Origin of the sequence: Streptomyces lincolnensis, from assembly GCF_021173675.1 — a bacterium.
Classification (GTDB): Bacteria; Actinomycetota; Actinomycetes; order Streptomycetales; family Streptomycetaceae; genus Streptomyces; species Streptomyces lincolnensis_B.
Map to the genome: position 1 here is coordinate 57,825 of NZ_JAIHON010000010.1, position 12,748 is coordinate 70,572.

8 protein-coding genes and 1 pseudogene are annotated in these 12,748 nt (G+C 71.6%); 7 read left to right on the plus strand and 2 right to left on the minus strand.

Annotated elements, in window-relative coordinates; genetic code table 11:
- The first annotated feature begins 79 nt into the window (after positions 1–79).
- The 6 genes and pseudogenes from K4B79_RS29255 (at position 80) to K4B79_RS29280 (ending at position 10,335) form a co-directional block, all read left to right on the plus strand.
- On the plus strand, positions 80–379 hold the full coding sequence (locus K4B79_RS29255; RefSeq protein WP_232029996.1) for a hypothetical protein: 300 nt from the start codon (positions 80–82) through the stop codon (positions 377–379).
- Positions 380–480: 101 nt separating this feature from the next.
- Positions 481–1,863 carry a glycosyltransferase 87 family protein gene (locus tag K4B79_RS29260; RefSeq protein ID WP_232029999.1) on the plus strand — a complete coding sequence of 461 codons (1,383 nt, stop codon included), beginning with the start codon at positions 481–483 and terminating at the stop codon, positions 1,861–1,863.
- 455 nt (positions 1,864–2,318) lie between these two features.
- The gene (locus K4B79_RS29265; protein WP_232030001.1) at positions 2,319–2,825 is read left to right on the plus strand and encodes a hypothetical protein; all 507 of its coding nucleotides are present in this window, start codon (positions 2,319–2,321) and stop codon (positions 2,823–2,825) included.
- A gap of 75 nt (positions 2,826–2,900) precedes the next feature.
- Positions 2,901–4,934, plus strand: a complete 2,034-nt coding sequence (locus K4B79_RS29270; protein WP_232030002.1) for an SPFH domain-containing protein — start codon at positions 2,901–2,903, stop codon at positions 4,932–4,934.
- Positions 4,935–5,015: 81 nt separating this feature from the next.
- Positions 5,016–9,882: pseudogene (locus K4B79_RS29275) on the plus strand (DNA repair ATPase).
- 270 nt (positions 9,883–10,152) lie between these two features.
- Positions 10,153–10,335, plus strand: coding sequence for a hypothetical protein (locus tag K4B79_RS29280; RefSeq protein WP_232030003.1), 183 nt, complete (start codon positions 10,153–10,155; stop codon positions 10,333–10,335).
- Between the two features lie 18 nt (positions 10,336–10,353).
- Here K4B79_RS29280 and K4B79_RS29285 read toward each other — a convergent pair whose 3' ends face one another.
- Both K4B79_RS29285 and K4B79_RS29290 read right to left on the minus strand, forming a co-directional pair.
- Positions 10,354–11,079 (minus strand): CBS domain-containing protein, encoded by a 726-nt coding sequence (locus K4B79_RS29285; protein WP_232030004.1) that lies wholly within the window; start codon positions 11,077–11,079, stop codon positions 10,354–10,356.
- A 15-nt stretch (positions 11,080–11,094) separates the two neighbouring features.
- Positions 11,095–11,565 carry a cyclic nucleotide-binding domain-containing protein gene (locus tag K4B79_RS29290; RefSeq protein WP_232030005.1) on the minus strand — a complete coding sequence of 157 codons (471 nt, stop codon included), beginning with the start codon at positions 11,563–11,565 and terminating at the stop codon, positions 11,095–11,097.
- Positions 11,566–11,924: 359 nt separating this feature from the next.
- Here K4B79_RS29290 and K4B79_RS29295 point away from each other — a divergent pair, with 359 nt between their 5' ends.
- Complete coding sequence (locus K4B79_RS29295; RefSeq protein ID WP_232030006.1) at positions 11,925–12,554, plus strand: DoxX family membrane protein; 630 nt, start codon at positions 11,925–11,927, stop codon at positions 12,552–12,554.
- Positions 12,555–12,748 lie beyond the last annotated feature (194 nt).

Sequence of the window (12,748 nt, forward strand, 5' to 3'; positions counted from 1 at the left end):
GGGCGGCGATGAGCGACGTCAGCGATCCGTAAGGACCGGGCGCCCTTTATGGCCGTTTTGCGTCCGTAGGGTGAGTGGGGTGATCAAGACCTCCCCTTCTCCTGTGGACGCCGTGCCGCCCTGCCTCTATGAAGCCGCCCCGCAGGACGTGGACGAACGCTTCACCGCCCGTGTCGAGGACGCCCATGGCCGCCACGGACGCTCCTTTCCCTGGGCCCGGGTGGGTGTCACCGCCCTGCTGAACGCCGCCGATGCGGCCGGCTGGATCCTCACCGGCCGGTGGACGACCGACGGCCGGCCCTTCGTGGAACTCCACCGGCCGAACGCCGGGTTCGACGCAGCGCGCCCCCTGCCCGGCGAGGGAACGGACCGCCGGTGACCGACACCGCCACCCAGCATCGGCAGGATCCCGGGTCCTCTGGCACGCCACCGCCTTCGCCTCCGCGTCCGCTCGCGCGCGGAGCCCGGATCCGAGCCGCCATGACGGGGCTCCTTCTCGCGGCACTCACCACGGTCATGGTCATCACGCTCCAACAAGGTGACGACCGCAGTGCTCCCGGCAGGCTGCTGGGCGGATACGCCGTCGCCTGGACCCTGTTCGCCGCCGCCGTGTGGACCGTGCGGAAGATCCCGGCCCGGGCCGCGACCGTCCTCGTCCTGGCCGGATCGGCCGCGGTCGCGCTGGCCGGGCTCAGCGCGCAGCCGCGCACCAGCAACGACATGTACCGCTACGCCTGGGACGGATGCGTCCAGGCCGCCGGGATCTCCCCCTACGCCCATCCGCCCGCCGCACCCGAACTCTCACACCTGCGCGACGACTGGCTGTTCCCCACCCGGGAGACCTGCGAGGGCTGGGGGCTCACCCACACCGGCAGCGGCCTCTGCGTCCGCATCAATCGCCCGACGGTCCCCACCATCTATCCGCCCGTCGCCGAGGGGTGGTACCTCGCCGTGCACACGCTGTCTCCGCCGGACAGCCGTCACAAGCCGCTCCAGGTCGGTGGCGCGGTCCTGGCCTTCGGTACGACCCTGGCCCTGCTCCGGGTGCTGCGACGGCGCGGCGATCCGCAGCGGGCCCCGGCTCGGGCCGCGCTGTGGGCCTGGTGTCCGGCCGTCGCCCTGGAAGCGGTCAACAACGCCCACATCGACACCCTCGGCGTCCTGTTCGTCGTGCTCGCGCTCGGCACGGCCACCGCCGGAACGCGCCGTGGTGCGCTGCTCGGGACCGCGATCGCCGTCAAACTGCTGCCCGTCCTCGCCCTGCCCGGCGCACTGTCCGGGCAGCGCGGCCCGGCACGCGTCCTGCGCGTCGTCGCGGCAGCCGTCACCGCCGTCGCGCTCGCCTACCTGCCCTATGTCGTCGCTTCGGGCGGGGACGTGCTGGGCTACCTCCCCGGCTATCTTCACGAGGAGGGCTACGAACCCGGCCACGTACGCCGCTTCGCCCTGCTGAGACTCCTGCTGCCGGACGCCGCCGCCGGCGTGACCGCCACCGTGCTGCTCGCCCTGGTCGGCCTGTACGTGTGGTGGCGCGGGGACCCGGCACGCCCCTGGCGCGGCGCACTCCTGCTCACCGGCACCACCCTGCTCCTGTTCTCCCCGAGCTACCCCTGGTACTCCCTGCTCGTGGTCGCCCTCGTGGCCATGGACGGCCGCTGGGAGTGGCTGACGATCACTCTTGCCGGGACCACCCTCTACCTCGCCGACCGACTCCTGCCCGGCTTTCCCCTCCAGGCCTGGGCCTACGGCACCGCGGCGGCCGCGATCAGCATCGGAGCCTGTCTGCGTGCCGGCCTGGCGGGCGGAATCCTGTACCGCCTCGGCATCCGCCGGTCGTCCGGCGGCGGGTGGACCAGGGCCTGACCGCCTGACCGACGAGGCCCGCGCCCGCCGGCGTGCGCATCGCGGGTCGGCGGTCGCGACATCGCCGACGCTCAGGTGCCGGACCTCCCCTTTCCGACCTTCCCGTCCGACCGCCCCTGCGACGGCCGGTGTTGCCGGCCTCGAACGGCGGGCGGACGACCGGGGTTTCGTCCGCACACGGCTCGGCAGGGTCCAGGTCCGCACGTCGGCTCCCGGTTCTCGATGAGCCGCTGACGGTTTCTTGACGGGGACCGGCATGCAGGCCCTCGCAACACTGCCGGAAACCGGCAATGCGCGGTCGGGAGCGGATCGTGCAGCATGACCGGACGGGAAGCACGACGGATGGTTCCGGGGCCCGGTACCTGCCGGTGCCCGGCATGAGGCTCAGCACGACCGCCCATCGTCGGAGACGCCTGGCACCTGGCGCGTGCCGCGTGCGGAGAGGGAGGTGGGGAATGCGGATCTTTCTGGCAGCGGCCACGGGGATGCCCACGATCCTGCTGACCGCCGCTCTCGTCGTGGTTGTCTGCTTCTGGCTCCTGGTCGCCGCGGGTATCGCCGGCGTTCGCAGCTTCGACACGGACGTGGACCTTCGGGCCTGGCGCATGAGCGGGATTCCCGCGACGGTCGCCTTCTCGCTGCTGACGGTGCTCGCCTGGTCCCTGAGTGTCGGAACGACGGTGCTCCTGGCCGTGTTCGCGGCCTCGGGCCCGGTCACCGGGACCGTGCGCCTCGTGCTGCCCGTGGGAGCGCTGTTCGTCGCCTGGGCCACGACCTGCCTGATCGTACGGCCGCTGCACAGCCTCTTCCCGGACGAACCCGTGCCGTCCGTGCCGTCCGTGCCGTCGGGGCCGAGCGCGGCTCGCACGGGCACCGCTGCGCCGGCGGACACCGACAGCCGCGATCCCCATGAGGACGTGTCGCGCTACACGGTGCGTCCTCCGCGAAACCGCGCCGCCTGAGTCGCGCCGCCGCCGGATCTCACCTCCGGCCTCTCTTCCTCACTCTCACCCCCTCATGCATGAAGGACGAATGCCATGGTCTCCGTCATCGTGGGCATCGGCGTGCTCGCCGCCGTCTGCCTGCTCGTCGTACTCGTCGTCGCCCGCTTGTTCCGCAAGGTGGAGCAGGGCAAGGCGCTGATCGTCTCCAGGATGCGCAAGGTCGATGTGACCTTCACCGGGCAGGTCGTGCTGCCGGTGCTGCACAAGGCGGAGGTGATGGACATCTCGGTGAAGACCATCGAGATCACCCGGGCCGGCAAGGAGGGGTTGATCTGCCAGGACAACATCCGTGCGGACATCCGGATCTCGTTCTTCGTGAAGGTCAACAAGACCGTCGACGACGTCATCAAGGTCGCCCAGGCCGTCGGCACGGCGCGGGCGAGCGATCGGGACACGCTGCAGGAGCTGTTCCACGCGAAGTTCTCCGAGGCGCTCAAGACCGTCGGCAAGCAGCTGGACTTCACCGACCTCTACACCAAGCGCGAGGAGTTGAGGTACCGGATCATCGAGGTCATCGGCGTCGATCTGAACGGCTACCACCTGGAGGACGCGGCGATCGACTACCTGGAGCAGACGCCGCTGACCCAGCTGGACCCCGCCAACGTCCTGGACGCACAGGGCATTCGCAAGATCACCGAGCTGACCGCCATCGAGCACGTGCGCACCAACGAGTTCCAGCGCCACGAGGAGAAGGAGATCACCCGGCAGAACGTCGATGCCCGGGAGGCCATCCTGGAGCTGGAACGGCGCCGGGCCGACGCGGAGATCAAGCAGCGGCGGGAGATCGAGACCGTACGGGCGCGGGAGGAGGCCGAGACCGCGCGCGTGGTCGAGGAGGAGCGGCTGCGGGCCCAGGGCGCGTTCCTGCGCACCGAGGAACAACTCGGCGTACAGCGTGAGAACCAGGCCCGTGAGGTCGCCGTCGCCGCCAAGAACCGCGAGCGGGTGATCGCCATCGAGAGCGAGCGCATCGAGAAGGACCGGCTGCTGGAGGTCATCGCGCGGGAGCGGGAGACGGAGCTGACCCGGATCGCCGCCTCCAAGGAGGTCGAGGCGGAGAAGCGGGAGATCGCCGAAGTCATCCGCGAGCGCGTGGCCGTGGACCGTACGGTCGCCGAGCAGGAGGAGTCCATCAAGAAACTGCGCGCCGTCGAGGAGGCCGAGCGTGGGCGGCAGACGGTGATCATCGCCGCCGAGGCCGAGGCGCAGGAGAGGCTGGTCAAGGACATCAAGGCCGCGGAGGCCGCCGAGCAGGCGGCCACCCACCGCGCGGCCGAGGAACTCACCCTGGCCGAGGCCCGGTTGAAGACCGCCGACCTGGACGCGCGGGCCAAGCTGCGCCTCGCCGAGGGCGTCCAGGCGGAGGCCGCGGCGGAAGGTCTGGCCGTCGTCCAGGTCCGCGACAAGGAGGCCGAGGTCATCGAGAAGGCCGGCCGCGCGCAGGCCGAGGCGACCGAGGCGCGGATGCGTGCCGAGGCGGAAGGAGCCCGGGCCAAGGCGCTCGCCGAGGCGGCGGCCATCGGCGAGAAGCTGAAGGCGGAGGCGGCCGGTCTCACCGAGAAGGCGGCGGCGATGGCCGCGCTCGACGAGGCGTCCCGCGGTCACGAGGAGTACCGGCTCCGGCTGGAGGCGGACAAGGAAGTACGGCTCGCGGGACTCGAGGTCCAGCGGCAGGTCGCCGAGGCGCAGGCCACGGTGCTGGCCACCGGGCTGGAGAACGCCGACATCAACATCGTCGGCGGCGAGTCGGTCTTCCTCGACCGGCTGGTCGGGGCGATCGCGCTCGGCAAGGGCGTCGACGGCTTCGTCCAGCACTCCGAGACCGCGCAGGCGCTCGCGAAGCCGTGGCTGGACGGCACGTCGAGCTTCACCGACGACCTGAGCGGTGTCCTTGGTTCCGTCTCCACGGCCGACGTGCAGAACCTGACCGTCTCCGCCCTGCTGATGAAGCTGATGAAGACCGGTGGAGACAACGCCGGGCAGTTCCGGCAACTGCTGGAAAAGGCAGGCGAGCTGGGGCTCGCGGACACCTCCCTCACCGCCCTGAACGGCAGCGCCAGGGGTTGACCGACCCGCGGTCCGGAGCTGCCGTACAGGGGGTGGCAGCTCCGGACCGCGTTTTCTCCGACTTCCTGAGAGGGACACTCCATGACCACCGGTCCGGACACCGGCACGTACGAGGTGCTGCGCGACCGCCTCACCGCGCAGGCCGCCGAACTCGCCCGGCGCGCCGAGGCACTCAACACCCGCCGGACCGAGGAGTTCGGCTCCACCCGGATGGACCTGAGGGGTACCGAGCGGCTGCGCACCGAGCACGCCTGCGTGCCCCGCGACCTCGTCTCCGTGGGCGAGGTGCTGCTCTTCGGCCACAACGTCCTCGTCGGTCGGAAGCCCGAGACGACGGTCGGTGACGCCTTCGCTCTGTACGACCGTGATCTGAACCGGCTGCCCGAGGACGCCGTGCCCGGCCTGCTCGACGACCCCGCCTTCGTGCGCGAGTTCGGGGCGCTCCACCGCTACTACCGTCAGGCCCACCTGCTCCAGCTGCGCCGCGTCGACGGCAAGTTGCTCGCCGTGTTCCGGACCGGTGAGAAGGCCGAAGACATCCGTGTCCTGCGCTGGTCGCTGTCGGACGACGGCCGGGCGGGCTTCCTGGACGCGCGCGGCGACCGCGACCACGTCTTCCCGCCCTCCCACGACTTCGAGTGGACCGGCACGACCCGCGAGGACCACGTCCTGGGCAGGCACCCGCACGTGTCCGTCGAGGACGCGGTCTTCGTCGGGACGGTCGGCGGCGCCCTCACGGTCAAGGTCGATGACGACACCGAGACGGACCAGGGCATCTACACCGAGCCCGTGGACGAGCCGCTCCAGTCCCTCGCCGACGCGGACATCGCGTACGCGCGCGTGGGCGCCCTCATTCTGCTGGACATCCTGCCCTACAAGGAGGATGTCCACCGCTACCTGGTGTTCGACACCCTCACCCGCACCGTCGTACGCCTCGACGGCGTCGGGCAGGCGTGCCGCCGCCTGCCCGAGGACGAGGGCATCGTCTTCCCCGGCGGGTACTGCCTCGCCGGCGGCCCGCACAAGACCTTCGACGGCATCGACAGCGCCGACCTGGAGTTCGAGCGCGTGGTGCGCTCGCCCAACGGCGAGGACGTGCTGTTCGCGTTCCACGCGCGGGCGGAGGGCCGCAGCCTGCTGCTGCCGTACAACATGATCCGCAAGGAGGTCGCGTCCCCGCTGTCCTGCCACGGCTGGGCACTCTTCGACGACGGTGGGCTCGTGGCGCTGCGGGCCGGCGGCGACGAGCCGCAGCGGGTGCACCCCGTCCAGCTGTGGCGCTCGCCGTATCTCTCCGACACCCATGCCGCCGCGCGGCCCGTCGGCACCGGACCGCTGGCCCGCGTCGGCAACGCCGACCTCGTGCGGGGCATCTCCGACTGTCTGTCCATCACGCGCGCGGTCGCCGAGACCACCCCGACGAGCGAGGTGTACGAGGCGCTGGCCGCCGCGTGCGTCCGGGCCGCCGACACCCACCACTGGCTGGGGGAACCCGAACTCGGGGATCTGCACGAGCCGCTCACTCAGGTGCGGGGTACCGCTGAGCAGGTGCTGGCCGAGTTCGAGACCGTCCAGGCCCTCACCCGCCAAGCCGCCGACGCGCTCGCGGAGGCCGCCGCGCGGGTCGCCGGGGTCGTACGACGTCTGCGCGGCGAGGCTCCGCGTGGTGCCGCCTCCTGGGTCAGGGGACTGACGGAACTCCGGCGCGCCCAGGGGCATCTGCTCACCCTCAAGGACCTGCGGTACGCCGACACCGCCCGCATCGACGCACTCGCCGCCGATGTCGAGACCGACCTCGCCACCTTCGGTCAGCGGGCGGTCGCCCACCTCGCCCGCGAGGACGCCTTCGCCGACCACCAGGCCGACATCGGGCACCTGGTCGCCGCCGCCGAGGCGATCGCCACTGTTGCCGAGGCGGCGCCGGTCGCCGCCCGTCTCGACGAACTCGCCGAGGGCCTGCGTACGGTGACCGAGGTCGTCGCCGGTCTGGACGTCGGCGACGCCACCGTGCGTACGTCCATCCTGGAACGCATCGCCGAGGTCCTGGGCGGCGTCAATCGCGCCCGCGCCACCCTCGACGGCCGCCGCCGTGCACTCCTCGACCACGAAGGACGCGCCGAGTTCGCCGCCGAGTTCGCCCTGCTCGGCCAAGCCGTCACGGGCGCGCTCGCGGCCGCGGACAGCCCCGAGACGTGCGACGAGCAACTCGCCCGCGTGCTGGTGCAGGTGGAGAACCTGGAGTCCCGGTTCGCCGAGTTCGACGACTTCCTCGGCACCCTCGCGGACAAGCGCGACGAGGTCCACGAGGCGTTCACCGCCCGCAAGCAGACCCTGGCCGACGCCCGCTTCCGCCGGGCCGAACGCCTCGCCGACTCCGCGGCCCGGGTACTGGCGACGGTCGCCCGGCGCGCGGCCGCGCTCGCCGACCTGGACGCCGTCACCACGTACTTCACCACCGACCCGGTGCCCGCCAAGGTCCGCCGCCTCGCCGACGAACTACGCGCACTCGGCGACCAGGTCAGGGCGGAGGAAGTCGACGGCCGCCTCAAGACCGCCCGCCAGGAGGCCCTGCGCGCCCTGCGCGACCGCACCGACCTGTACACCGACGACGGCCGCACCCTGCGCCTGGGCACCCACCGTTTCGCCGTCAACACCCAGCCCCTCGACCTGACCCTGGTCCCGCACGGCGACACCCTCGCCTTCGCACTCACCGGCACCGACTACCGCGCACCGATCACGGACCCCGACTTCGCCGCCACCCGCCCGTACTGGGACCGCCCGCTGCCCTCGGAGTCCCCGCAGGTCTACCGCGCCGAGCACCTCGCCGCCCGCCTGCTGGACCAACACGGCCCGGCGGCCCTGGCCGAGGCCGACCTGCCCGCGCTCGTGAGGCAGGCGGCCGAGGCGGCGTACGACGAGGGATACGAGCGCGGTGTCCACGACCACGACGCCACCTTGATCCTCGCCGCACTCCTGCGCCTGCACGAGGGCGCGGGCCTGCTGCGCCACGAGCCCGCCGCCCGCGCCACCGCCCAGCTGTTCTGGGCGCACGGCACGACGGGAGGGCAACCGCGAGAGGTGGACCCGGCGCGCGGTGTCGCTGGCCCGCGCTCGGGACACGTTCGGCATGGTGCCCGCGATCGCCGACCTGCGGCAGGACCTGGCACACGCGATCACCGGAGAGGCCGCGGATGCCGCCGCCGCGTACCTCTTCGAGGAGCTGACCAGCGGCCCCGACGGTTTCGTCATCAGTGCCGGCACTCGCACGCTGCTCGACAAGTTCCGCCGCACGGTGGGCACATCGGCGTACGACGACGACCTCGCCGCACTCGGCGACCTGGCCGAACGCAGGCAGCTCGTCGAGGCCTGGCTCTCCTCGTACACGTCTTCCACCGGCACGGACATCACCGCCGGCGACCTGGCCGAGGCCGTGGCGGCCGAGCTCTGCCCGGACCTGCCCCGCCACGAGTCCGACGCACGGCTGACCGAGACCGTCGAGGGCCTGCGCGGTACCCACCCGCGGATCACCGGCCGTACGCTCACGGTCCGCGTCGACGAACTCCTCTCTCGGACACACGCCTTCCGTACCCATGAGGTGATCGGCCACCGTGCTTACCAGCGCCGCCGTACCGCATTGGTGGCCGCCGAGCGCACGCGCATCCGCCTGGACGAGTACCGGCCGCGGGTGATGTCCACGTTCGTCCGCAGCAGGCTCATCGACGAGGTGTACCTCCCGCTCATCGGCGACAGCCTGGCCAAGCAGCTCGGCAGCACGGGGGAGTCCAAGCGCACCGACACCGGCGGCCTGCTCCTGCTCGTCTCCCCGCCGGGCTACGGCAAGACGACGCTCATGGAGTACGTCGCCGACCGCCTCGGCCTGGTCCTGGTGAAGGTCAACGGCCCGGCGCTGGGGCACGCCGTCACCTCCTTCGACCCTGCCGAGGCCCCGAACGCCACGGCCCGCCAGGAGATCGAGAAGATCAACTTCGCGCTGGAGGCGGGCAACAACACCCTCCTCCACCTGGACGACATCCAGCACACCTCGCCCGAACTGCTGCAGAAGTTCATCCCGCTGTGCGACGCCACCCGCCGCATCGAGGGCGTGTGGAACGGGCAGCCGCGCACCTACGACCTGCGCGGCAAGCGGTTCGCCGTCTGCATGGCGGGCAACCCCTACACCGAGTCCGGCAGCCGGTTCCGCGTCCCCGACATGCTCGCCAACCGCGCCGACGTGTGGAACCTCGGTGACGTCCTCACCGGCAAGGACGCCGTCTTCGCGCTCAGCTTCATCGAGAACGCGCTCACCGCCAACCCGGTGCTCGCCCCGCTCGCCGGCCGCGACCGCACCGACCTCGACCTGCTGATCCGCCTCGCCGAGGGTGACACGACGGCCCACGCCGACCGGCTGACCCACTCGTACGCGCCCGCCGAACTGGAGCGGATCCTGACCGTCCTTCACCACCTGCTGACGGCCCGCGACACCGTCCTCGCCGTCAACGCCGCCTACATCGCCTCCGCCGCGCAGACCGACACCACCCGCACCGAACCGCCCTTCCAGCTCCAGAGCTCCTACCGCACCATGAACAAGATCGCCCAACGCGTCCAGCCCGTCATGAACGACACCGAGCTCGCCGCGCTGATCGACGACCACTACACCGCCGAGGCCCAGACCCTCACCACCGGCGCCGAGGCCAACCTGCTGAAACTGGCGGAGCTGCGCGGCACCCTCACACCCGAACAGGCCCTGCGCTGGACGGAGTTGAAGGCGGCATACGTCCGCACCCAAACCCTGGGCGGACCCGACGACGACCCTCTCACCCGCGCGGTCGCCACCCTCGGTCTGCTCGCCGACCGAATCGCGGCCGTCGAGACGGCGATCAACCGCGCCGCCGACCCACGCCACTTGATCGCTGGAGGGCGTGTGCGAAGTCCCGCGCAGGACAGGTGAGGTGGCAGTCCCTGTGCTGGTGGAGTAGGGACGACGGGGCGGTGAGTCGAATATCCGACGGCTCTCTCACATGCGGCGTGGGCGGTGCCGGCGCCACTCGTGCCGCCGCCGAGGATGGTGTCCCGCCCTGTGGTGTAGCGATCAAGCCGACGGAATCGCCAGGTCGCGGCCCGAGTCGCGCGCCGGAGGCCCAATCCGCCTCGCCGCTTCGGGGCATGTAGCTGGGAAGATGCCCGCCCAAACATTCGCCGCGGGGGATCACCGACGCCCGTGTCTACCGGATCCTGCCGACGTAATCCGGTCAAGCGGCGCATCGGCATCGTCGAAGGCCGGCTCCTGTTCATCATGTGGCTGTGCCTGCCCCCGAGCGCCACGGGCAACCGTCCGGCCGCGCCACCCGTCACCCTGGAACGGCGACCAGCTCGGCGTACGACGTCGTCGCACCCCAACTGACCGTGGAGCGCCGCCGGCTCACCGAGGATCCGACGCCGAGTGACTGGCTCCCGCGCGACCGGGTTGTGCGGCCCTCGTGTCCGTCGAGCCGCCGGAGTTGCCCCGTTCCTCCAGGTCGAAGTCCACGTCCACCACGCCCTCGACGGCGCGTACCAGGCGGGCGGCCACAGGGATCAGGGACGTGTCGCGGACGCGGCCGGAGAGCGTGACGACGCCGTCGTGCACGGCGACGCGGATCGCCGAGGCGGGGGAGGGGAACAGGTAGGACACCACCTCGCGGCGGACCTCCTCGGCGATCTCCTCGTCGCCGCGCAGGAACACCTTGAGCAGGTCGGCCCGGCTGACGATGCCCTCCAGCATGCCCAGCTCGTTCACCACGGGCAGCCGCTTGACCTTGGAGTGGGCCATGGTGCGGGCGGCCTGGGCGAGGGTGGCGTCCGGGCGGGTGGTGAGGGCCGGGGAGGTCATCAGCTCCTCCGCGGTGACCGCGCCGGCCTTCGCCAGGTCGGAGAGGCGGCGCAGCTGGGTGTACCGGTCGGGGTCGCTGTCGCGGAACTCCTCCTTGGGCAGCAGATCCGCCTCGGAGACGACGCCGACGACCCGGCCCTCGCCCTCCAGAACGGGCAGGGCGCTGGCCTTCCAGTCCTGCATCAGCTGCACGATCTCCTTGAAGGTCGCCTCGCGGCCGACGGCGGCGACCGTGTGGGTCATGACGTCGCTGACGATGTGCGGGGTGCCGTGCATGGTCACTCCTTCGGTTCAGACGTAGCTGCCGGAGCCGTACGGCGCGTACAGGTCCAACAGGCGGATCCGGGCGGAGCGCAGGCGGTGGGCGAGCACGTCACCGACCCACTGGGCCAGGGCGTGGCCCATGGCCGGGTCGTCCTGGCACATCAGGCGGACGGCCGTCGCGTCGAACTCGTAGGCCCGCACGGGGGTCGTCGCTTCGGCACCCAGGTGATAGGCGTGCGGTGCGAACAGCCAGGACCAGCCCACCAGTTCGTTGTGCCGCAGGGTCTCGATGACCACCGCGCGACGTCCGGGAACGTGCATGTCGAGCTCGATGGTTCCGGTACGGATGATCCAGAACCGGTCGGCCCGGCCGCCCTCCTCGAACAGTCGCGTCCCCTGCGGGATCGTCACCTCACGAGCGACGCGCATGAGCCGGTGCCGGTGCTCGGCGGGCAGGGCGCGCAGCATGCTGGGCGTGGGCGTGGGCGTGGTGATCATGGCGTGCCTCCCGACGGTATGGGAACTACCAGTGCCAGCCTGTGCCCCTCACCGACGTCGGCCCATGGGCCACTCGGCCCGTCTGCCGGGCCACTCGGCTCCGCCCAAGACGACCTTCGGCACCATCGCGCGGCCTCATGGGTTCACCGGGTGCGTCGACTCGGCCCAGGCCTTCCCCTCTGAGGCCGTACTGAGGGCGTACTGAGGCCGGACACGGCACCCAACGGTCCCTGAAGGCAGGGCCGTTCAGCCCCACGGCCACGGTCCTTCGGCACTCGGTGGTCGCCGCCCCGCGGCACGAGAGTGAGGGGCGTCAGGAACCGACCGGACGGTTCCCCCTCCCCGAAGGGATCACCACCATGGCCGTGCACGAGCACCCTCACCGGAGCCCGGGTTTCCACCTGCCGTCCTTCCGCAGGCGCCGGACCGCTTCCGCAACCGACTCCGCCGCGTCGGCGCTCATCGGCACGGACACCGCGCCGGCCTACGCGTTCGCGTCCCTGCGCCTGCTCACCGGGTTCGTCTTCCTGTGGGCCTTCCTCGACAAGACCTTCGGTCTCGGCTACGCCACGCAGTCCGGCAAGGGCTGGATCGACGGCGGCTCGCCCACTCAGGGCTTCCTCGGTGGAGTGGCCGTCGGGCCGATGGAGTCCACCTTCCACTCCTGGGCGGGCGACGCCTGGGCGGACTGGTTGTTCATGCTCGGTCTGCTCGGCATCGGCGTCGCACTGATCGCCGGTGTGGCGCTGCGGCTCGCGGCCGTCGCGGGCACCGTGATGATGGCGCTGATGTGGGTCGCCGAGTGGCCGCCCGCCCAGCACCTCTCGGACGGCTCGCCGAGCATGTCGACGAACCCGTTCGCCGAGTACCACCTCGTCTACGCCGTCGTCCTGATCGCCCTGGCCGCCGCCTCCGCCGGCGACACCCTGGGCCTCGGCCGACTGTGGGCCAGGCTTCCGCTCGTCGGCCGCAACCGCTGGCTGCGTTGACCGAGGAAGGCACGGCGGGCCCGTCGGCGGGTCCGCCGTACCGACGACCGGCCAGGGCCGGTCGGCCCCCGGCAGGGACATGCGGCCCCTGCCGGGGGCCTCATCCGCAGACGACGCTCGAATCGGGACCCCGAGCCAGGAGTCGGGGACCCCTGTTCAGGAGGTGGAGACCATGACCCAGGCCGAGACCATGC